Source organism: Rhodopseudomonas sp. G2_2311 (genome assembly GCF_047501505.1).
GTDB classification, from domain to species: domain Bacteria; phylum Pseudomonadota; class Alphaproteobacteria; order Rhizobiales; family Xanthobacteraceae; genus Rhodopseudomonas; species Rhodopseudomonas palustris_H.
Window position 1 is genome coordinate 19,970 of record NZ_JAZDRK010000012.1, and the last position, 20,699, is coordinate 40,668.

The window sequence follows — 20,699 nt, forward strand, 5'->3', positions numbered from 1 at the left end:
TTTCGTTACCCGGCGATCTGATCTAACAGGTGCAACATCGGCCGCCGGCGGTGAGCATTGGGCTTGCGACGTCCGCGGCGGCTTGGACATCGACCGTGAAATCGCTCGGCATCATCTTTCTGTTGGCTTTGGCTGTGTTCGCCTATGGCCTGTATTCGGACATCACGCTGACGCGCTGTGCGCGCGGGACGATCACGGCTGCGCTTGGCCTGTGCTCGGGCAGCGACTGACCTCGGCCGTTCGCAACCGATCGGGTTTGCGGACGTAACTCATCAGCATCAATCGAGGAGGGCCGGGCGGCATGAGCGCGGGCGATAGCGGCGGGTTCTACCAGAGTGTCGCGGTGTTTCGCGGCTTCCGCAGCCTGATGGATCCTGCCCTCTACGCACCGCTGCCGGACGATTGGACCGTCGGCGTCGCCGACATCGTCGATTCGACCCGCGCGATCGCAGAGCGGCGCTACAAGTCGGTCAACATGGCTGGCGCGGCCGTGATTGCTGCGGTGACCAACGCGCTACAAGAGCGCGAATTCCCGTTCGTGTTTGGCGGCGATGGCGCCGGCTTTGCGGTGGCACCGGCTGATCTGGCCGCCGCCCGCGATGCGCTGGCCGCGACCGCTGCCTGGGTGCGCGACGAACTCGGCCTGACGATGCGGATCGCGCTGGTGCCGGTCGCGGCGATCCGCGCCAAGGGGCTCGAGGTTCGCGTCGCCCGTTTCGCGCCATCGCCGCACGTCAGCTACGCGATGTTCGCCGGTGGCGGTCTCGGCTGGGCGGAAGCCGCGATGAAGCGCGGCGAGTTTTCGATTCCGCCGGCGCCGCCCGGCACCGCGCCGGACCTCTCCGGTCTGTCGTGCCGGTTCGAAGAAATGCCGGCCCGGCGCGGCGTGATTCTGTCGGTGCTGATCATGCCGACGGCGCAGGCCGATGGGGCGGCGTATCGTAGCCTGATCGAAGATATCGTGACGATGGTCGAGCGCAGCCCGGAGGCGGGCAGGCCGGTGCCCCACGAGGGACCGGGATTGCGCTGGCCGCCGCAGGGCCTCGATCTCGAAGCGCACGCCGAACGCAGCGGACCGCTGACGCTGCGCCGCGCCGGCCTGCTGATCCGGACTCTGTTCAGCTACTTGATCATCCGCTTAGGCATCACCGTGCGCGGCTTCGTGCCGCGGCGTTATCTGTCCGAGCTGGTCGAGAACTCAGACTTCCGTAAATACGACGACGGACTGCGCATGGTGGTCGACTGCGCGCCGGAGCTCGCCGACACGTTGGAGCAGAAGCTCGCTACGGCGGCGGCTGCGGGCGTCGCGCGTTACGGCGTATCGCGGCAACAGTCGGCGATGGTGACGTGTTTTACGCCGTCGGTGGCGCGTAGCGATCATGTCCACTTCATCGACGGCGCGGGCGGCGGCTATGCGTCCGCCGCGCTGGCTTTGAAGGCGAGGCCCGAACAGGCGGTCGCTTAGCGCGTCAGCGTCCAGGTTTCGCCGCCGCACAGGGTGCCGACGCAGCCTTCGACCCGCAGGCTGCTCGGGCCGGTGTGCGAGATGCTGCTCTCATAGGTCTTGCCGTCGTCGGCATTGTAGATGTGGCCGCTCCATTTGCCCTGCGACACCGGGCGCATGTCGCCGAAGATCTGCAGGCCGATGATCGGCCGCGACGCGAGCTGCGGATCGGCGTTCTTGTCGTCGACCTGGGGCTTGCCGGTGTTCGGATCGATCGGCGTCTTCAGCCAGACGATGCTCCCGCACAGCGCGTTGCCGCAGCTCTTGATCCGGACCTTGGCGTCGCCGGCCTGAGTCAACCAGGTGCCCTGCGGCCCGGCCGATTGGGCGATCGCCCCTGCGGGGGACAGCGACACCAGGGCAACCAGGGCAGCAGCGACGAAACCGGACCGAACGGCCATTCCATACCTCCAAACGATACTCGCGGGAGCCGCGAACAGCATTCAGAAGCAGTGCGGCGGGCGGTTGGATAGCAGAGCGTCCGATTCGTGCAATCGTGTGACCCTTGCTGCACGCTGGGGATAATTCCGATTCATTTGACCCAGCGTGTCAGGTAGATCGCGGCGGCGCTGCCGAGGCCGTACACCACCATCGCCAGCGCCACCATTGCGAACATCGCCGATGCCGGCGCCCCGAAGGCGACCAGCGCCCATCCGCCGAGGGCCACCAGCACCAGTCTCCCCGTCGCGGCGAGCACCGGTCCGCCAACCTTGGCGGCGCCCTGGCTGGCGAAATACAGCGTCACGCCGAGGCCGAAGAATCCGAAGCCCGGGCCGGCGAGGCGGAAGTACGTATGCGCAGCGTCGGTGACGGCCGGGTCTGCGGTGAACAGCGACACCCAGAGCGCCGGCCAGATCGCCAGCACGACACCGACCAGCCCGACGATCAGAGCGGATACGATCCCGGCCGTCCACGCCACCCGCCGCGCCCGGGCGATATCACCGGCGCCGATCGCCATCCCGACCATCGGGATCGAGGCAACGCCGACCGCGAAAGCGATCGGGATCAGCAGGAATTCCAAGCGCGAGCCGATGCCATAGCCGGCGAGCGTGGTGGTGCCGTAGCTCGCCAGCACCTTGGTAAAGATCAGGATCGTCAACACCGACTGCAGCGGCGCGAGACAGGCGAGCGCGCCGACCTTCAGGATGTCGACGAAGATCGGACGTTGGAAGCTGAATGCGCGCAATTGCAGCCGCAGCCGACTGCGGCCGCTGGCGAGATAGATCAGCAGGAACAGCGCGCCGATCGTGAAAGCGATTGCTTGGCCGGAGGCGACGCCAGGCATGCCGAGCCGCGGCATTCCGAACAGACCAAGGCCGAGCGCGCCGCCGATCACCACCTGCAAAGCCGCGACGCCCAGCAGGGCACCTGCCGGCAGGACCATGTCGCCGGTGCCGCGCAGGATCGAGGCGAGGGTATTCACCAGCCAGATCGATACGGCGCCTGAAAACAGGACGACCGAGTAGCTGCAGGCCTGCTCCAGCACCTCGCCGCGGCCGCCGAGCAGTGCGAACAGTGATCGGCCGAACAGCTGCATCACCAGCGTGAACAGCAGCCCGCCGCCGATCCCGATCAGGATCGCATGGAGCGCCAGCACGCCGGCGCGTTGGGTATCACCGGCGCCGAGGGCGCGGCTGATCGCTGATGAGACGCCGCCGCCCATGGCGCCGGCCGACATCATCTGCGTCAGCATCGCGAACGGAAACACCAAAGCGATCGCCGCCAGAGGTTCGGTGCCGAGCCGGCCGATATAGGAGGTCTCGGCCACAGCCACCAACGCCGTGCCGAGCATCGCGATGGTGTTGGGGATGGCGAGCCGCACCAGTGTCGGCAGGATCGGGGCGGTCAGCAGCCGGTTCGGTGGTGGAGCGGACAGTGGCGTGTTGGCTGGTGCCTCGATGGTCATGCGGTCGCTCCCCGGATGCCGCCTCGCGATTGACGGCGGTCTTTTGTATGATGATTAACATACAATAAGCGGAAGGTGCTGTCCGGCACAAGCGGCGGGGCATTGCAGGGTACGCGGGAGCGACGGCGTTTCGTGCAGGGCTCCGGAGCGGCGGCCTGGCCGCGGCACCCCTGCATTTGGCGCAGAACCAGAATACCGCTGGGATGGATGGTCAAATCTCCCAAACCAGGGCATGAAGAAGGATAAATATTCTCCGGGAGAGGAACCGCCTATGAAGGCAGCTCAGCTCAGCGCGTTTCAGCGCTGGTCGATCCTGATCGGCGCGTCGGTGCTGCTCAGCCTGGCGATGGGCATGCGTCAGAGCTTCGGGCTGTTTCAGCCCTCGGTGATCCGCGACGTCGGCATCACCAGCGCCGACTTCTCCTTCGCGACAGCACTGCAGAACATCATCTGGGGCGTCACGCAGCCGATGGTGGGACTGATCGCCGATCGCTATGGCACCCGCTGGGTGATGGCCGGTGGCGTCGTGGTCTATGCGGCCGGTCTCGTTCTCATGATGGTCGCCGACTCGGCCTTGATGTTCACGCTCGGCTGCGGCGTCTGCGTCGGCATTGCGCTGTCGTGTACCGCCTCCAGCATGACAATGACGGTGACCTCGCGCACGGTGTCGCCGGCCAAGCGCAGCGTCGCGATGGGGGCGGTCTCGGCTGCCGGGTCGCTTGGCCTGGTGCTGGCTTCGCCGTTGGCGCAGACGCTGATCTCGACCGCCGGCTGGCAGATGGCGCTGATCGGCTTTCTCGGCCTCGCCGCGGCGATGCTGCCGTCGGCGCTGTTCGCCGGCCGTGCCGACAAGCTCGACATCGACAAGTCGGACGACGTGCAGCAGTCGGCCGGCGAGGTGGTGCAGACCGCGCTCGGCCATTCCGGCTTCCTGGTGATGGCGATCGCATTCTTCGTCTGCGGTCTGCAGCTCGTGTTCATCACGACTCATCTGCCGAACTATCTGGCGATCTGCGGCCTCGATCCGTCGCTCGGCGCCTCGGCGCTGGCGGTGATCGGGCTGTTCAACGTGTTCGGCTCTTATGCGTTCGGCTGGCTCGGCGGCAGGTTTCCGAAGCAGTACTTGCTCGGTGGCATCTACATCGTGCGGTCACTGACGGTGGCGGCATATTTCTATCTCCCGGCGTCGGCGACCTCGACGATCGTTTTCGCCGCGATCATGGGATCGCTGTGGCTCGGGGTGATCCCGCTGGTGAACGGCCTCGTCGCCCAGCTGTTCGGGCTGCGCTACATGGCGACGCTGACCGGCATCGCCTTCCTCAGCCACCAGGTCGGCTCGTTCCTCGGGGCCTGGGGTGGCGGCGTGATCTACGACCATCTCGGCAGCTATGATCGCGCCTGGCAGGCCGCGGTGCTGATCGGCCTGATCGCCGGTTGTGCCCAGATGCTGATGAACGTCCGGCCGCCGCGCCGCCGGGACGAATTGGTGGTCCCCGCAACCGCCTGACCCGGAGCGGGAAGGGCCGATCGAGCCTCAACGGTACGATCGGACGCTGGCGGTAGGCTGTTCATGTTGCAACGGTATTCGCTTCGGCCGAGCCGTTGCGACATGCTGTTGCAAGTTAGAATAGATATTGGGTCCAGCCGGGGAACCTTTTATAAGGGTTCCCGTTAAAGACGACGTCTCCCACCACCGTGGAAATGCATCATGACCTTCACGCTACCCGAATTGCCGTATGCCTACGACGCGTTGCAGCCGTACATGTCGAAGGAGACCCTGGAATATCACCACGACAAGCATCATCAGGCGTATGTCACCAACGGCAACAATCTGCTGAAGGGCACCGAATTCGAGGGCAAGTCGCTCGAGGAGGTGGTCAAGGGCTCGTTCAACAAGAACGCCCCGTTGTTCAATAACGCCGCCCAGCACTACAACCACATCCACTTCTGGAAGTGGATGAAGCCGAATGGCGGCGGCAGCAAGCTGCCCGGCGCGCTGGAAAAGAAGATCAACGAAGACCTCGGCGGCTTCGAGAAGTTCAAGGCCGATTTCGCTGCGGCCGGCGCCGGCCAGTTCGGCTCGGGCTGGGCCTGGCTCTCGGTCAAGAACGGCAAGCTGGAAATCTCCAAGACTCCGAACGGCGAGAACCCGCTGGTGCACGGCGCCACGCCGATCCTCGGCGTCGACGTCTGGGAGCACTCCTACTACATCGATTATCGCAACCGTCGCCCGGACTACCTGAAGGCGTTCGTCGATAGCCTGATCAACTGGGAGTATGTCGAGGAGCTGTACTCCAAGGCCTGATCAGGGCGGCAAGCTCGCAATCGAATCGGAAAGGCGGTCGCGGCGCGGCCGCCTTTTCTTTTGGCATCGAGCCCGACCATGCGGCTTGCGGTCGCACCTCTCCTGCTGCAAGAACGGCGGCGGGGCGACGTTCGCAGACGGAGCAATTGTCGGATGGCCTATCTTCTGGTGTTCATGGGCGGCGGGCTCGGGGCGATGTTTCGCCACTTCATCAACACGCTGAGCGGTCGCCTGCTCGGCACCGCGTTTCCGTATCACACCTTCTTCATCAACGTGACCGGCTCGATCGTGATGGGGCTGATCGCCGGCTATCTGGCGTTCAAGGGCGGCTCGTCGCAGCACTTCCGGCTGTTCCTGATGACGGGCATCCTCGGCGGCTACACCACCTTCTCGGCATTCTCGCTCGACGCGGCGCTGCTGTATGAGCGCGGCGCGATCGGGCTTGCGGTGGTGTACGTGCTCGGCTCGGTGGTGCTGGCGATCGCCGGCCTTTTCGCCGGGATGGCGCTGATCCGCGCCGTCACATAAGACCCGCCGTCATTGCGCTCGACTACTTCGTCGCCGCGCTCCTCGTAGCGATGTGGAGCGCCATCATTCGCTGACGTTTAGGCGAGGGCTCAGGCCTCGCTCAGGTCGACATCGTGTGCAGCAGAAACGTCAGCGCGGTCGCTGCGAACACGTGCATGTTGTCGACGCGGTCGGCGTTTTCCGTCTCCAGCGTCATCACCGCCTGCCGCGGCCCGGCCACCGCGATGCAGGTGTGGCCCGCGGCGTCGCCATAGCGGTTGCCTGAGGGGCCGGCGGCGCCGGTTTCCGACAGCGCCCAGTCGGTGCCAAGCCGCGAGCGGATCTGCTTCGCCAGCAGTTCGGCATAAGGCTCGGAGGACGAACGGACGCCCTCCACCTTCATCTCGGCATCGGGAATGTCCATCAACACCCGACGCGCCTGCCGGGTATAGACCACCGCCGAGCCAAGGAAATACGCTGAAGCGCCGGGCACGGCGAGCAGCGCCGCCGAGATCAGACCGCCGGTCGAGGATTCCGCCACCGCGATGGTCTGCTTCTGCGCGATCAGCCGGATCGCGACCTTCTCTGCCGCCGGCAGCAATTCCCGCATCACTGATCTCCTCTGTGCTGCCTGTCACGTCACCTCTGGCGGGACGAATCGACACCTGATCGGCTGTACTTGATCGGAAGCCGTAGCGGCGGGCAAATCGAATGTGAGCCGGCCCGATCGCTCAGCCCAGTCCGGCGAAGCTGCTCCACACCAGGCTGAGGCCGGACAGAAACAGCAGCGCCAGCACCACGTTGCGAAACGAGCGGTCGCTCAGCGCGTGGTAGGTCCGCGCGCCGAGCCAGGCGCCCAGCAGGATGGCTGGCAGCGCCAGCAAGGCTGCGTAGAGAACGTCGCGCGTCACGAGGCCGTGCGCGGTCTGCAGCGCCAGCGCAGCGATCAGCACGGTGGAGTTGAATGCCTGAAACACGCCGCGGCGCTGATGCTTGTCCCAGCCACGGACGCTCGCCCACAGAATTGGTGGAGGGCCGGACAATCCGGCGAAGCCGCCCATCACGCCGCCGATCCAGCCGATCACGCCATCCATCCAGCGGCCGCCGAAGGTCAGCGCCATCGGCGGGGTGAAATACAGCGCGGGCGGGAAGATCAGCAGAAACAGGCCGACGAACAGTTTGAAGCCCCACGGATCGGCATACGCCACGAGCACGCTGCCCGGGATCACGCCGGCGAGTCCGCCGATCAGGAACGGCGTCACCAGTTTGAAATCGATGTGCTGCCACACCATCCGCATCGTCGAGGCCTGAGAGACCATCGAGCACAGCAGCACCAGCGGCACCGCGATTGTCGGCGGGAAGACGTAGAGCCAGAACCCGAGCGACACCAGCGCCAGGCCGAAGCCTGAGAGACCGGAGACGAACCCTCCACACAGCGCACCGGCGATCAGGATGATGAGAGTAGTTAGTTCCATCGGCCTCAATACGCCTGCTCAATTCCGCCGGGCGGAAGCCGTCGCGCGTCCGTGAAGGAGTGTCGATACAAGCTTGCTTTGTGCCGCCTGCCGATCGGGCTTATAGCATCGGACAAGGCTCCGAAAACCAAAACAAGAGTTGCAGATGTTGGCAGGAAACAAACGAGACGCCGCGCCTGCGGCGAAGCCCGGCAACGCCGCGAACCTGATCGCGCCCGACACCACGGGGCTGAACTTCTATCGCGCCGATCCGTCGCTCGCCGATCTTTTGCGGATTCATCTGCCGAAATCCCTGATCGATCACATCGAGCCGCATCTCGACCGGCTCGGCGCGCTGGCCGGCGGCCGGCTCGACGAATGCGCGCGGCTCGCCGACCGCCACACGCCGATCCTGCATCAGCGCGACCGCTTCGGCCGCGACGCGCAATATGTCGAGTATCACCCGGCCTATCGCGAACTGGAGGCTGCCGCGTTCGGCGAGTTCGGCATTCACGCGCTGTCGCACCGCAAGGGCATCATGGGCTGGCCGGACGTCTATCCGGTCACTGCCAAGCATGCCTTCACGCTGCTGTTCAACGAAACCGAATTCGGCATGGGCTGCCCGATCAACGTCACCGACGGCTGCGCCAAGCTGCTGTCGAAGTTCGGCGACGAGACGTTGAAGGCCAAGTATCTCGACGGCCTGACCCAGACCGACATGAGCAAGCTGACCCAAGGCGGCCAGTTCATGACCGAGAAGGAAGGCGGCTCCGACGTCGGCACGCTGACGTCGATCGCCGTGCCCGAAGGCGATCATTGGCGGCTGTATGGCGAGAAGTGGTTTTGCTCCAACGCCGACGCCAAGGTGGTGATGTTGCTGGCGCGTCCCGAAGGCGCCGGTCCCGGCACGCGCGGCGTCGGCCTGTTCGCGATGCCGCGGTTCCTCGACGACGGCTCGCCCAATCACTACCGGATCGTGCGGCTGAAGGACAAACTCGGCACCCGCTCGATGGCGTCGGGCGAGATCAAGCTCGAAGGCGCGATCGCTTACGCTGTCGGCAAGCTCGACCGCGGCTTCGTGCAGATGGCCGAGATGGTGAACTCATCGCGGCTCTCCAACGGCGTGAAGTCCACCGCGCTGATGCGGCGCGCCTGGCACGATGCGATCACGGTGGCGAAGAACCGCGTAGTGTTCGGCAGCCGCATCGTCGATCTGCCGCTGGCGCGCCGGCAGCTCCTGAAGATCCTGGTTCCGACCGAGCAGGGGATGTCGGTCAGTTTCCTCACCGCCGATGCGCTCGACCGCGCCGAAGGCGGCAGCCAGGACGCGGCTGCGCTGCTGCGTATCCTCACGCCCACGCTGAAATTCCGCGCGACCCGCGACGCGCGCAAGGTCTGCGGTGATGCGCTCGAGATGCGCGGTGGGATCGGCTATGTCGAGGAGTTCGCCACCGCGCGGCTGCTGCGCGACGCGCATCTCGGCTCGATCTGGGAAGGCACCGGCAACATCGTGGCGATCGATGCGCTGAAGCGCGCGATCGGCAGGCATGGCGCGGAGTCGGCGCTGGGGGCCGATCTGCATGCGCGGCTCGACGATGCGGCGCGCGTGCCGCAGGCCTGGCGCGACCGGCTGCGCGGGCTGATCGACAAATCTATCGGCTTTGCGCGTGAGGTCGCTCAGAACTCCGACAACGAAGCCGACGCTCGCCGCGCGACCAGCACGCTGTATCACGTTGCCAGCGCGGTGGCGCTCGCCTGGGAGGGTGCGAAGATCGAAGCGATGCGCGGCGATGCCCGCCGGGTGCTGCTGTCGCGCCTCGTGGTCGAGCATCGCCTGCACCAGCCCGATCCGTTCGCGCACCAGGACGGCAAGCTCGAGCTCGCGATTGCCGACCATCTGTTGGGTGAGCAGGCCGCGGGCATGGACGAGATCGCGCCGCTGCTGACCGCGTAAGGCTTGATGTATAGGAACTCGCCGCGCGTCTTTGCGAGGAGCGAAGCGACGAAGCAATCCAGCCCTGTGCTCGGAGCTGGATTGCTTTGCTTCGCTCGCAATGACGAGGCTTGCGACGTTCGCCCTTAACTAATCGACGAACGCCTTCGGCGGTTTGAAGCCGCCGAATTCGCGCTCGATCAGTTCGGCGAGCTTCAGCGGCGTGCGGTCTTCCAGCCAGGGGCCGACGATCTGCGCGCCGATCGGCAGGCCGTCGTCCGACATCGCGATCGGCAGGGCGGTCGACGGCAGGCCGGGCAGGGTGGCGATGCCTGGCCACACCAGCTGATCGACGTAAGGATGCGCCTTGCCGTCGATCAGGATGCGGCGCTCTTCCTGCGGCTCGTGGTGATCGTGCGGATAGGCCGGGGTCGGCATCACCGGGCAGATCACCGCATCGAACGATTTGAACAGCTCGCGCCATTGCGCGCGCAGGCCGGTGCGGCGGCTGTCGGCGGCGACCCAGTCGCGGTGGCTGAGGACGATGCCGCGCAGCCGCTCGGCGGCAAGGCTGTCGTCGCTGGCGCTGAGCCCGGCTGCCATCGCCTGCGCGCCGGCGTAGAGGTCGGGCGGGAAGCCGGCGGCGAGGAACGACAGCAGCATCCGCATATAGACCCGCGAGGTCTCGGCTAGATCAGGCAGCAGCGGCGAGGAGCGGGTGACGCTGACGCTGGCCTTGGTCAGGCCGTCCGCCAGCGTTTGCAATGCGCCGTGCACCGCGGAGCCGGTCGGCAGCAACGGATGGGTATCCAGCAGCAGCACTCGGAAGTCCTTCAGCGCTGAGTGCCGCGCCGCCGGCAGATCGAGCTGATACGCGATGCCGTCGAAGATCGGATCGGTGCCGGCGATGACGTCGAGCAGCAGCGCCAGATCAGCGGCTGAGCGCGCCATCGGGCCGATCACCGACAGATCGCGATTGGACGGCAGCGGCGGAAACGGCGGCGGGGTATGGCCGCGCGCCGGGCACAGGCCGAAGGTCGGCTTGTGGGCGTAGACACCGCAGTAATGTGCCGGCACCCGCAGCGAGCCGCCGATATCCGAGCCGAGCGACAGCGCGCCGAAGCCGGCCGCGAGCGCTGCGGAGGAGCCGCCGGACGATCCGCCGGGCGTGCGGCCGAGATCATACGGATTCCCGGTGGTGCCGTAGATCTCGTTGTAGCTTTGCCAGTCTCCCAGCGCGACCGGCACATTGGTCTTGCCGAGGACCACACCGCCCGCGGCCTTGACCCGCTCGACCGCCAGCGCATCGGCGGCGGCGACGAAGTTCTTCTGCTCGACGAAACCCCAGGTGGTCGGCAGGCCGGCGACGTTGAAGCTCTCCTTGACGGTCATCGGAATGCCGAGGAGCGGCTCGCGTCCGCCGCGCGACAACGCCAGATCGGCCGCCCGCGCGCTCTGCAGGGCGCGGTCGAAGTCGCGGACGCACACCGCGTTGACCTTGTCGTCGTGCCGCTCGACCCGGCTGATCGCATCCTGCGCCAGTTCGGCGGCAGAAACCTGCTTGGCCCTCAGGGCGGCGGAAAGATCGGTGACGGTCGCAAAGCTCCAGGATGAGGCGGGCAAGATGGCTGACTCCGAGTTCGAGGCGGGGGATGCGCGCGGGAGCTTAATCGGTTCTCGGGTGGGCGGTAGTGCCTTGCCTCGCACTGCCTCCTGGGTGTCATCAGCGAGCCTCGGATAATTTTTCGCTGCACGAGATATTCTTGACTTCGGTCAAGGATCATTCCACGAACTACCTGTTGCATACCTGCCTGGGTAGTAAGTAGTGGGCAGCGATCGGCCGTTCGTACATGCGAGCCGGCGAGAGCGATGTGGGGTCGTGCCGCTGCCGGCGAGGCGGATCGGATGTAGCAGGCGAATTCCCACCTCGGATATGGCGACGCGGTGGGCCGAGTCTCCCTTGACTTAAAGCTCCGGCGGTTCCGGAGCTTTCTTTATGTCGGGAGGTTGAAAGCTTGGCGGGCTGGACTGTCTTCAGCCCCGGAAATCCTGCGGCGTGAAGCCGATGTCGAGGATGCGCCATTCCCGGTACTTGTCGGCTGGCAGCATGGTGTAGGGCTGGCACGCTTCGAGGGCGGCGATGGCGCCCTTCATCAGCGCTGGGCCTTTGGCCGAGGCGCTGGCCTCGATCAGGAACGGCTCCTGGGCGAGCCGGCCGTCCGGCGTCAGGCCCACCCGGATCACGATCTTGACGTTGTCGGACGGCGACAGGCCCGCCGGCAGCGCCGCACAGGCTTTCAGCCGCTTGCGCAGGGCTGCCACCGCATCGGCGCTGATGTTGGCGACGGTCTCGGCCGGCGCGTCGAAGCCCCCTTCGGCCGGCAGCCCGAGCGCCACCGAGTATTTAACGGTGATGTCCGGCTCCTGCGGAATCGCCGGCGGATAGGGCGCAGCCGCCGCTGCCTGCGGGGCCGGCTGAGGCTGCGGTGCGGGCTGGGGTTGCGGCGGAGGCGTCGGCGCCTGGGCGCTCTGCTGCGGTGGCTGAGGGGCGGGAGCGAGGGGCTTGGTCTCGGGCGGTTGCTGTTTCGCGGGGGCCTGCTGCTGCGGCTTGGGTTGCTCGTTGGGTGTCTGCGACACCTCGAAATTCGGCGTCGGCTGCTCGACCGGCTTCGGCTCGGGCTCTTTCGCAGGGACCGGCGGCGGGGCTTCGTCGGCGGTCACCACTTCGACTTCGATCCGCTGTTCCGGCACCTCGGCGAACGGGTGCACTTCGGCGAGCAGCAGGACCGTGCCGACCAGCACGACATGCGCCAGCACCGAGACGGCGGCGCCGGCCCGGTGCGAGGTGGATGACGAGGTGGGATCAGAACCGGGCCGCATCGCCGCCAGCATAGCGCGGCAGGACGACGGAGCGGAGTCGTTCTTGGCGGCCCGCGGTGGATCAGAGGTCACACCCCCGCCGGCAGGCGGCGGAGGTGTGGAAAGGTCCACGCGGCTCAGGCCGTCGCGGCGGCGGCCTTCGGCTGCGACGGCCAGTAGCGGTCCTTGAGGTGCCGCTTCACCAGCTTGCCGGTCGGGGTGCGCGGCAACTCGGCCTCGAAGTCGACCGAGCGCGGGCACTTGATCGGCGACAGCCGCTCGCGGCAGAACGCGATCAGCTCGGCCGCCCGCTCGCTGCTCGGAGCGGCGCCGTCGCGGAGCTGCACCACCGCCTTGACCTCTTCGCCCATCTCTGCGTTCGGCACGCCGAACACTGCGACGTCGGCGACGTCCGGATGGGTCAGCAGCACGTCCTCGGTCTCCTGCGGGTAGATGTTCACGCCGCCCGAGATGATCATGTAGCTCTTGCGGTCGGTGAGATACAGGAAGCCCTCGTCGTCGAGATAACCGACGTCGCCGAGCGTCGACCAGCCTTTCTCGTTGTAGGCCTTCTTGGTCTTGTCCGGATCGTTGTGATAGCTGAACGACGGCGCGTCGGCGAAGTACACGGTGCCGATATCGCCGATCGGCTGCTCGTCGCCTTCATCGTCCAGGATCTTGATGGTGCCGACCACCGCCTTGCCGACCGTGCCGCGATGCGCCAGCCACTGCTGCGAGGTCGAGACCGTGACGCCGTTGCCTTCGGAGCCGGCGTAGTACTCGATCAGGATCGGTCCCCACCACTCGATCATCTTGGCTTTGACGTCGACCGGGCAGGGGGCAGCGGCGTGGATCGCGCCCTTCAGCGTCGACACGTCATAGCGGCTGCGGACCTCGTCGGGCAGCTTCAGCATGCGCACGAACATCGTCGGCACCAGCTGCGACTGCGTCACCTTGTACTTCTCGACCAGCGCCAGGAACTGCTCGGCGTCGAAATGCTCCATGATGATCGAGGTGCCGCCGAGTGTGGTCGCCATCATGTTGAAGCGCAGGGGAGCGGCGTGATACAGCGGCGCCGGCGACAGATAGATGCTCTCGGCGTTCATGCCGCACATCTTCTCGCACAATAGGCGCAGGAACGGGCTCGGCACGTCGATGGCGTTGCCTTCGAATTCGCGCTTGATGCCCTTCGGCCGGCCGGTGGTGCCCGAGGAATACAGCATGTCGTAGCCGGCGACTTCGTCGGCGATCGGCGTGGTCGGCTGTGCCGCGGTTTCCTGCTCCCACGAGCGGAAGCCGGTGATCGGCGGATCGACCATGTAGTACAGCGGCGCGCCCGGCGCGTCCGACAGCAGCGACTTCATCGTCTCGCTGCCCTGGGCCGAGGTGATCACCACCTTGGCGCCGCAGTCCTGCACGATGTAGCCGATCTCGTCCTTGGTCAGGTAACGGCTGATCGCTGTGTAATACAGCCCCGCGCGCTGCGCCGCCCAGCAGATCTCCATGAACGCCAGCCGGTTTTCCATCAGTAGCGCGATGTGATCGCCGGCCTTCAGCCCGAGCGACCGGAACAGCTGCGCGCCCTGATTGGAGCGCTCATCGAGCTGCCGATAGGTGATGGTCTGGCCGGTCGAAGCCATCCGGTAGGCGACTTTGTCGGGATTGGTTTTGGCGTGAATCGACGGATGGGTCATGGCAGTCTCCTCTTTGGTGATGCGGCGGATTGGCTCCGCTCTGCTTCGTCATTGCGAGGAGCGAAGCGACGAAGCAATCCAGAGTCCGGTGCAAGGGCCTGGATTGCTTCGCTTCGCTCGCAATGACGGCGAAAGTCTCTCGTTTCGGCGACTGACGATGGTCAGGCGCTGCGGATCAGGGACGAAGTGCGACGCGGACTCCGCCCCCGCGTCGGAGTCGGGCCTTACAGCCGCTCGACGATGGTGACGTTGGCCATGCCGCCGCCTTCGCACATCGTCTGCAGGCCGTAGCGCTTGTTGTTCTGCTTCAGCGCATGGATCAGCGTGGTCATCAGCTTGGTGCCGGAGCCGCCGAGCGGATGGCCGAGCGCGATCGCGCCGCCGTTGACGTTGAGCCGCGCCGGGTCGGCGCCGGTCGCCTTCAGCCACGCGGTCGGGATCGAGGCGAACGCTTCGTTGACCTCGAACAGATCGATGTCGTCGATCTTCATCCCGGCCTTCTTCAGTGCGTATTCGGTGGCGGGCAGCGGGGCCTCCAGCATGATCACCGGGTCGCCGCCGCGCATCGTCATGTGGTGGACGCGTGCCAGCGGCTGCACGCCGAGCTGCTTCAGGCCCTTCTCGTTGACCACCACCACGCCGGAGGCGCCGTCGCAGATCTGGCTGGCGGTCGCCGCGGTCAGCTTGCCGCCGTTCTCGTTGATCAGCTTGACGCCCTTGATGCCGTCGAGCGTCGCGTCGAAGCGGATGCCTTCGTCGATATGGTGGATGTCGGTCGAGCCGTCGGCGCGGGTGATCTCGAGCGGAATGATCTCGTCCTTGAACTTCCCGGCCTGAGTCGCGGCGATCGCGCGCTGATGGCTGTTGAACGCGAACTCGTCGAGCTCGTCCTTCGACAGGTTGTACTTGTTCGCCACCATTTCGGCGCCGACGAACTGGCTGAACTGGATGTTCGGGTAGCGCTCTTCCATCTTCGGGCTCTTGTAGTTACCGAGCCCGGCCTTGGCGGCGAGGATGCTCGGCGAGCCCATCGGTACGCGGGTCATCGATTCGACGCCGGCGGCGATCACGATATCCATGGTGCCGGCCATCACCGCCTGTGCGGCGAAATGCAGCGCCTGCTGCGACGAGCCGCACTGCCGGTCGACCGACGTGCCGGGCACGCTTTCCGGCAGCTTCGAGGCCAGCACCGCGTTGCGGCCGATATTGACGGCCTGCTCGCCACCCTGGCCGACGCAGCCCATGATCACGTCTTCAATCTGATCCGGCGCGGCGCCCGAACGGTCGACCAGCGCATTGATGACGGAGGCGGCGAGATCGACCGGATGCCAGCCGGCCAGACGGCCTCCCTTGCGGCCGCCGGCAGTGCGAGCAGCGGCGACGATATAGGCCTCGGCCATGTGTTCTCTCCCTGAAAATGGTTGTTGGGTACGGGTTTCGGACCGCCGCGATTTAAGTGGTGGGGGAGGATTTAGTCAATCGATCAATTAACGCTTGAGCCATGTCAAACGATGCTGTAAGTCCGACAGCAATGGCAGCGCATCTCAACCATTCTGCGGCTACTAAAGTACCGGCGGCGAAAAACTCCACCGCCGAGAAGCTGTTGGTTGCCGCCGGCGAATTGATGATCGAGCGTAACTCGGTCGAGATCTCGCTGGCCGATATCGCGCAGAAGTCCGGCGTCAACGCCGCGCTGGTGAAGTACCACTTCGGTAACAAGGACGGGCTGCTTCTGGCGCTGCTCGAGCGCGATGCGTCGAACGAAATGACGCATCTCGATTTCCTGCTGACGCAGCCGCTGTCGCCGACCACCAAGATGAAGCTGCACATCGCCGGCATCATCAAGGCGTATCACCAGTTTCCGTATCTGAACCGCCTGATCCACTACTTGCTGCACGGTTCGAATCGCGAGGCCGCCGACGAGGTCACCAAGTTCTTCGTCGGGCCGCTACTCGATTTTCATAGCCGGCTGCTGGCGGAGGGTGTCGCCACCGGCGACTTTCGCGAGGTCGATCCGGTGCTGTTCTACACCACGCTGATCGGCGCATGCGACCATCTGTTTTTCGGTCGGCAGACCATGATGCGTGCGGCCGGCGTCGGTCCGGTGACTGAAGAAGTCTGCCGCGCCTATGTGGCGCATATCGAAAAGATCGTCCTCGGTGGGTTGCTGTCGAACAGAGCGCGTCAGCCTTCCGCCGCCGGATCCTGAGCTAACAAAAAGAAGAAACGACCCCACCCAACTACAGAGACCTTTCAATCAAGACCGGGACAAGCCAAGGAAAATCCGAACAAAAACCAATAACGCCCAAGGACCAGTTCACGGAACCTGCCCGCAAGAAGGTAGGCGGAATGGAGCTTCAGGCACCCCCGGGAAATTGTTCGTGTCTCTATAAGAAGAAAACGCCAGGAAACGCCCAAGCAATCTGTCGGAACGCGAGCTCAACGAAACGCCACCCAAGGAGAGACCTCGAGCCGGATCGGTAGCGGACCAAGTCGCGACCTTTTGCCGGCCTCAACGATCGGGGAAACGCCCAAGGGGCTGTTGAAGGCCCGGACCAACAGCGCAATAACCACGCGGGACGCGTCGGCCCGACCGCTCTTAAAAGGCGGCGAGCGGTGTCGTCCGAGATCAAGCTTCAAGAAAGCGCCCAAGGAAAGGGATATCCAATGCAGTTGAAAGACGTCTCCGTTCTCATCACCGGCGGTGGTTCGGGGCTCGGCGCCGCGACCGCGCGGGCGATGGCCGCCAAGGGCGCCAAGGTCGCCGTGCTCGACATGAACAAGGACAACGCCGAGAAGGTCGCCGCCGAGATCGGTGGCGTTGCCTGCGTCGGCGACGTGTCGCAAGAAGCGCCGGTCAAGGAGGCGATCGCCAAGGCTGAAGCCGCGCACGGCATCGTCCGCGTGCTGGTGAACTGCGCCGGCATCGGCGGCGCGGTGAAGACCGTCAGCAAGAACGGCGCCTATCCGCTCGATCACTTCTCGCGCATCATCAACGTCAATCTGATCGGCAGCTTCAACTGCATCCGGCTCGTCGCCGAGCGCATGCAGAGCGCGCCGACCATCGGCGAAGAGCGCGGCGTCTGCATCAACACCGCCTCGGTGGCGGCGTTCGACGGTCAGATCGGCCAGGCCGCTTACTCCGCCTCGAAGGGCGGCATCGTCGGCATGACCCTGCCGGTGGCGCGCGACCTTGCGTCGATGAACATTCGCGTCATGACCATCGCGCCGGGCCTGTTCCTCACCCCGCTGCTGATGGGGCTGTCGGAAGACGCCCGCAAGAGCCTCGGCGCCCAGGTGCCGCATCCGGCCCGCCTCGGCGATCCCTCGGAATATGCGTCGCTCGCGGTGCAGATCGTCGAGAATCCGATGCTCAACGGCGAGACCATCCGTCTCGACGGCGCCATCCGCATGGCGCCGCGCTAAACGCGCACTTCTCACCCTTTCCGTTTCGGGAGAGGGTGAGTCTTCGATCTCCGCCGCGTGTAGTTCGTCCCATAGTGACGATCTCTCGCGCGGCGGAATTCGAAGCGCAGGATTGTTTCTTTCCCTGTATTTGGGAGGGGAGCGACTATCGCCGGAACGGCGATCCGATTAAACGTCGCAGCAGCGGCGTATAAGAACAAGAACTGACGGGAGTGATGGCGTGACCGAGGCCTTGCTGGTCGATCATCGTGAGGGTGTCGATTGGGTCACGCTCAATCGGCCGGATAGCCTCAATGCTCTCGATCCCAGCCTGATCGACGCGCTTAACGCGTATTTTGGCCGCCTGCAGCGCGATCGGACGACGCGCGTCGTCGTGCTGAAAGGCGCGGGCGCCAATTTCTGCGCAGGTCTCGACCTCAAACATGCAATGGCGCGCCGCGCCGGTGAGAACGCCACGCCCGGCGTCACCGAGTCGCTGGATTCGCAGCGCCGGATTGCCGACATCGTGATGCTGATGCGCCGCTGCCCGCAGCCGATCATCTCGCTGATCCGCGGCGCCGCGGCCGGCGGCGGCTTTGCACTGGCGCTGGCTTCCGATGTCCGCATCGCCGGACGCAGCGCGCGGATGAACTGTGCCTTCATCAAGCTCGGCCTGGGCGGCTGCGATATCGGCACTAGCTACTTTTTGCCGCGCCTCGTCGGCGTCTCGGTGGCGTCCGAACTGATCCTCACCGGCCGCTTCATCGGCGCCGAGCGCGCGCTGATGACCGGACTCGTTTCCGAACTGGTGGAAGACGATCAGCTCGAAGCCGCGGCGCAGCCATTCGTGGATGCGATGATGGCGGCGTCGCCGGTCGGTTTGCGGCTGTCGAAGGAATGCCTCAACATGGCGGTGGACGCCGGCTCGATCGAGCAGGTGATCGCGATGGAGGATCGCAACCAGGTGCTGTGTTCGCGCTCGGAGGATTTCAAGGAAGGCGTCGCCGCGTTCCTCGAGAAGCGCAAGCCGGTCTACGGCAACCGCTGACCAATTCAACGTTGGCCCGGCAAGAGGCCGAGAAAACGGGAGAACACCAGATGACTGCCAGCGCAGCCGCAGTGATGACCAAGCCGCCGTTTCGCAAGGTGAACTGGCTGCCGCGCGAGATCGACGTCGATCGCCGCGAGGACGGCGTTATCGTGATGAAGTCGCGCTTCCCGCTGATGGATCACGATCCCAACCTGCCGATGACGCTGGCGAAATGGGCCAAGCAGCGGCCGGATCACATCTGGCTGGCGCAGCGCAAGGGGCCTGATCGGCAGTGGCGTAAGGTCAGCTACGCCGAGGCCAAGCGCATCGTCGATGGTCTTACCCAGGCGCTGCTCGACCTCAAGCTGCCGGAAGGCCGGCCGCTGACGGTGCTGTCGGGTAATTCGATCGAGCACGCGCTGATCATGATGGCGGCGATGCAGGCGCGGATTCCGACCGCGCCGGTGTCGCCGGCCTATTCGCTGATGAGCCACGATCACCTCAAGCTGAAGTACCTGTTCGATCTGGTGAAACCGGCTGCCGTGATGGTGCAGGAAGGCACTCCCTTCACCAAGGCGCTGCACGCGCTCGATCTGAAGGACGTCCAGGTGATCCACGTCGCCAATCCGGCCGACGGCATCGCCAGCATCGCGTTCGACGACATGGTGGCGACCCCGGTCACCGACCAGGTGGCGCAGTCGATCGCGCAGATCACGCCCGACACCGTCGCCAAATTCCTGTTCACCTCCGGCTCGACCGGGATGCCAAAGGCGGTGATCAACACCCAGCGGATGATGTGCGCCAATGCTGCGATGATGATGCAGGTGCGGCCGCGCGATCCGAACGGCCCGCCGCCGGTGCAGCTCGACTGGATGCCGTGGAATCACACCATGGGCGGCAACGCGGCGTTCAATCCGCTGTTGATCGAAGGCGGCACGCTGTACATCGACGACGGTCGCCCGGTGCCGGGCCAGATCGAAGAGACGCTGCGCAACCTGCGCGAAATCTCGCCGACTTACTACGCCAACGTGCCGGCCGGCTATGCGGCGCTGGCGAGCGCGATGGAGAAGGACGACGCGCTGTGCCGGTCGTTCTTCAAGGACATGCAGCTGATGGCCTATGGCGGCGCGCGGTTGCCCGACGATCTGTACGAGCGGATGCAGGCGCTGGCGGTGCGCACCACCGGACACCGGCTGGTGTTTTACACCGGCTGGGGCTCGACCGAGACCTCGCCGACCTCGACCGGCACCTATTGGGACACCGAGCGCGTCGGCCTGATCGGCCTGCCGTTCCCGGGCGTCGAACTGAAGATGCTGCCGATCGGCGACAAATACGAATTGCGGTTGCGCGGCGTCAACGTGATGCCCGGTTACTACGGCCAACCGGATCTCACCGAGAAGGCGTTCGACGAAGAGGGCTTCTACAAGATCGGTGACGCCGGCGTTTTCGTCGATCCGAACGATCCGGTGAAGGGCATCATCTTCGCCGGCCGCGTCGCCGAAGACTTCAAGCTGATGACCGGCACCTTCGTCCACGTCAGCACCGTGCGCACCGACGCGATCGCCGCGGCCAGCCCGGTGATCCAGGACGCCTTGGTGGCTGGGCAGGACCGCGCCTATATCGGCCTGCTGGCCTGGCCTAACCTCAACGCCTGCCGGGTGATGATCGGCGATTCGAATGCGAGCTTCGAGGACGTCGTGAAGCATCCCGACGTGCTCGCGGCGCTGCGCGCCGGGCTGCAGAAGCACAACCGCGAAGTCGAGGGCGCCAGCTCGATGCGGATCGCCCGCGCGATGCTGATGGTCGAGCCGCCGTCGATCGACGGCAACGAACTCACCGACAAGGGCTACATCAACCAGCGCGCCGGCCTCGAACGCCGCGCCGCCTTGGTCGAGCGGCTGTATGCCGAGCATCCGGATTCGGATGTGATGGTGCTGCAGTGAGACATTTGAACAACCCATCGTTCGTCATTCCGGGATGCGCCGCGGAGCGGCGCAGGCCCGGAATCCATACTCCCTGCGGTGGTTATGGATTCCGGGCTCGCGCTCCGCGCGCCCCGGAATGACGAACTCTGAAGAAATCAGTTAACAACTAACAACAAC

Annotated in this window: 18 protein-coding genes; 10 read left to right on the forward strand and 8 right to left on the reverse strand. The window is 65.4% G+C overall.

The features are described from left to right. Positions 1-95 precede the first annotated feature (95 nt). Both VRZ08_RS16055 and VRZ08_RS16060 read left to right on the forward strand, forming a co-directional pair. Positions 96-230 carry a hypothetical protein gene (locus VRZ08_RS16055; RefSeq protein WP_013503510.1) on the forward strand — a complete coding sequence of 45 codons (135 nt, stop codon included), beginning with the start codon at positions 96-98 and terminating at the stop codon, positions 228-230. Between the two features lie 71 nt (positions 231-301). Then, the gene (locus VRZ08_RS16060; RefSeq protein ID WP_414533171.1) at positions 302-1,465 is read left to right on the forward strand and encodes a DUF3095 domain-containing protein; all 1,164 of its coding nucleotides are present in this window, start codon (positions 302-304) and stop codon (positions 1,463-1,465) included. Here VRZ08_RS16060 and VRZ08_RS16065 read toward each other — a convergent pair. Both VRZ08_RS16065 and VRZ08_RS16070 read right to left on the reverse strand, forming a co-directional pair. Beyond that, positions 1,462-1,905: a DUF2147 domain-containing protein gene (locus VRZ08_RS16065; protein WP_107354866.1), complete on the reverse strand. Its 444-nt coding sequence runs from the start codon at positions 1,903-1,905 to the stop codon at positions 1,462-1,464. The two genes, VRZ08_RS16060 and VRZ08_RS16065, sit on opposite strands and share 4 nt — an antisense overlap. Positions 1,906-2,036: 131 nt before the next feature. Next, positions 2,037-3,410: an MATE family efflux transporter gene (locus VRZ08_RS16070; RefSeq protein ID WP_414533172.1), complete on the reverse strand. Its 1,374-nt coding sequence runs from the start codon at positions 3,408-3,410 to the stop codon at positions 2,037-2,039. A 271-nt stretch (positions 3,411-3,681) separates the two neighbouring features. On the opposite strand from VRZ08_RS16070, the gene VRZ08_RS16075 reads away from it, so the two are divergent. From VRZ08_RS16075 to crcB, 3 genes are all read left to right on the forward strand, one after another. After that, positions 3,682-4,917 carry an MFS transporter gene (locus VRZ08_RS16075; RefSeq protein WP_414533173.1) on the forward strand — a complete coding sequence of 412 codons (1,236 nt, stop codon included), beginning with the start codon at positions 3,682-3,684 and terminating at the stop codon, positions 4,915-4,917. A 201-nt stretch (positions 4,918-5,118) separates the two neighbouring features. Then, positions 5,119-5,715, forward strand: coding sequence for a superoxide dismutase (locus tag VRZ08_RS16080; protein WP_107343674.1), 597 nt, complete (start codon positions 5,119-5,121; stop codon positions 5,713-5,715). A 153-nt stretch (positions 5,716-5,868) separates the two neighbouring features. Continuing rightward, complete coding sequence (gene crcB / locus VRZ08_RS16085) at positions 5,869-6,243, forward strand: fluoride efflux transporter CrcB (protein WP_414533174.1); 375 nt, start codon at positions 5,869-5,871, stop codon at positions 6,241-6,243. A 100-nt stretch (positions 6,244-6,343) separates the two neighbouring features. Here the strand turns inward: crcB and VRZ08_RS16090 are convergent, their stop codons facing one another. After that, complete coding sequence (locus tag VRZ08_RS16090; protein ID WP_264054878.1) at positions 6,344-6,832, reverse strand: CinA family protein; 489 nt, start codon at positions 6,830-6,832, stop codon at positions 6,344-6,346. Between the two features lie 121 nt (positions 6,833-6,953). After that, positions 6,954-7,697, reverse strand: a complete 744-nt coding sequence (locus VRZ08_RS16095; RefSeq protein WP_414533175.1) for a sulfite exporter TauE/SafE family protein — start codon at positions 7,695-7,697, stop codon at positions 6,954-6,956. A 145-nt stretch (positions 7,698-7,842) separates the two neighbouring features. Here VRZ08_RS16095 and VRZ08_RS16100 point away from each other — a divergent pair, with 145 nt between their 5' ends. Further along, entirely contained in the window at positions 7,843-9,630 is a 1,788-nt protein-coding gene (locus tag VRZ08_RS16100; RefSeq protein WP_414533177.1) for an acyl-CoA dehydrogenase family protein, read from the forward strand. 129 nt (positions 9,631-9,759) lie between these two features. On the opposite strand, the gene VRZ08_RS16105 is transcribed toward VRZ08_RS16100, so the two are convergent. From VRZ08_RS16105 to VRZ08_RS16120, 4 genes are all read right to left on the reverse strand, one after another. Next, positions 9,760-11,232 carry an amidase gene (locus VRZ08_RS16105; protein ID WP_414533178.1) on the reverse strand — a complete coding sequence of 491 codons (1,473 nt, stop codon included), beginning with the start codon at positions 11,230-11,232 and terminating at the stop codon, positions 9,760-9,762. Between the two features lie 411 nt (positions 11,233-11,643). Next, a complete protein-coding gene (locus VRZ08_RS16110) occupies positions 11,644-12,501 on the reverse strand; it encodes a hypothetical protein (protein WP_414533251.1) in 858 nt (285 codons plus the stop codon). Between the two features lie 104 nt (positions 12,502-12,605). After that, positions 12,606-14,162: an acyl-CoA synthetase gene (locus VRZ08_RS16115; protein WP_414533179.1), complete on the reverse strand. Its 1,557-nt coding sequence runs from the start codon at positions 14,160-14,162 to the stop codon at positions 12,606-12,608. Positions 14,163-14,386: 224 nt separating this feature from the next. After that, positions 14,387-15,562 carry an acetyl-CoA C-acetyltransferase gene (locus tag VRZ08_RS16120; RefSeq protein ID WP_107343684.1) on the reverse strand — a complete coding sequence of 392 codons (1,176 nt, stop codon included), beginning with the start codon at positions 15,560-15,562 and terminating at the stop codon, positions 14,387-14,389. A 131-nt stretch (positions 15,563-15,693) separates the two neighbouring features. Between VRZ08_RS16120 and VRZ08_RS16125 the strand changes: the two genes are divergently transcribed. The 4 genes from VRZ08_RS16125 to VRZ08_RS16140 all read left to right on the forward strand — a co-directional run bounded on the left by VRZ08_RS16125 (position 15,694) and on the right by VRZ08_RS16140 (position 20,540). Further along, a complete protein-coding gene (locus VRZ08_RS16125) occupies positions 15,694-16,371 on the forward strand; it encodes a TetR family transcriptional regulator (protein WP_414533180.1) in 678 nt (225 codons plus the stop codon). 458 nt (positions 16,372-16,829) lie between these two features. Next, entirely contained in the window at positions 16,830-17,588 is a 759-nt protein-coding gene (locus VRZ08_RS16130) for an SDR family NAD(P)-dependent oxidoreductase (RefSeq protein ID WP_013503496.1), read from the forward strand. Between the two features lie 220 nt (positions 17,589-17,808). Continuing rightward, positions 17,809-18,615 (forward strand): enoyl-CoA hydratase/isomerase family protein, encoded by an 807-nt coding sequence (locus VRZ08_RS16135; RefSeq protein ID WP_414533181.1) that lies wholly within the window; start codon positions 17,809-17,811, stop codon positions 18,613-18,615. Between the two features lie 50 nt (positions 18,616-18,665). Next, on the forward strand, positions 18,666-20,540 hold the full coding sequence (locus VRZ08_RS16140) for an AMP-binding protein (protein WP_414533182.1): 1,875 nt from the start codon (positions 18,666-18,668) through the stop codon (positions 20,538-20,540). Positions 20,541-20,699: the final 159 nt, after the last annotated feature.

Bases quoted from the DNA above. Each gene is read 5' to 3' on its own strand.
- VRZ08_RS16075 (WP_414533173.1), top strand. From the start codon at position 3,682: ATGAAGGCAGCTCAGCTCAGCGCGTTTCAGCGCTGGTCGATCCTGATC.
- VRZ08_RS16115 (WP_414533179.1), bottom strand. From the start codon at position 14,162: ATGACCCATCCGTCGATTCACGCCAAAACCAATCCCGACAAAGTCGCC.
- VRZ08_RS16090 (WP_264054878.1), bottom strand. From the start codon at position 6,832: ATGCGGGAATTGCTGCCGGCGGCAGAGAAGGTCGCGATCCGGCTGATC.
- VRZ08_RS16065 (WP_107354866.1), bottom strand. From the start codon at position 1,905: ATGGCCGTTCGGTCCGGTTTCGTCGCTGCTGCCCTGGTTGCCCTGGTG.
- crcB (WP_414533174.1), top strand. From the start codon at position 5,869: ATGGCCTATCTTCTGGTGTTCATGGGCGGCGGGCTCGGGGCGATGTTT.
- VRZ08_RS16130 (WP_013503496.1), top strand. From the start codon at position 16,830: ATGCAGTTGAAAGACGTCTCCGTTCTCATCACCGGCGGTGGTTCGGGG.
- VRZ08_RS16070 (WP_414533172.1), bottom strand. From the start codon at position 3,410: ATGACCATCGAGGCACCAGCCAACACGCCACTGTCCGCTCCACCACCG.
- VRZ08_RS16060 (WP_414533171.1), top strand. From the start codon at position 302: ATGAGCGCGGGCGATAGCGGCGGGTTCTACCAGAGTGTCGCGGTGTTT.
- VRZ08_RS16125 (WP_414533180.1), top strand. From the start codon at position 15,694: ATGGCAGCGCATCTCAACCATTCTGCGGCTACTAAAGTACCGGCGGCG.
- VRZ08_RS16110 (WP_414533251.1), bottom strand. From the start codon at position 12,501: ATGCTGGCGGCGATGCGGCCCGGTTCTGATCCCACCTCGTCATCCACC.
- VRZ08_RS16100 (WP_414533177.1), top strand. From the start codon at position 7,843: ATGTTGGCAGGAAACAAACGAGACGCCGCGCCTGCGGCGAAGCCCGGC.
- VRZ08_RS16080 (WP_107343674.1), top strand. From the start codon at position 5,119: ATGACCTTCACGCTACCCGAATTGCCGTATGCCTACGACGCGTTGCAG.
- VRZ08_RS16120 (WP_107343684.1), bottom strand. From the start codon at position 15,562: ATGGCCGAGGCCTATATCGTCGCCGCTGCTCGCACTGCCGGCGGCCGC.
- VRZ08_RS16095 (WP_414533175.1), bottom strand. From the start codon at position 7,697: ATGGAACTAACTACTCTCATCATCCTGATCGCCGGTGCGCTGTGTGGA.
- VRZ08_RS16140 (WP_414533182.1), top strand. From the start codon at position 18,666: ATGACTGCCAGCGCAGCCGCAGTGATGACCAAGCCGCCGTTTCGCAAG.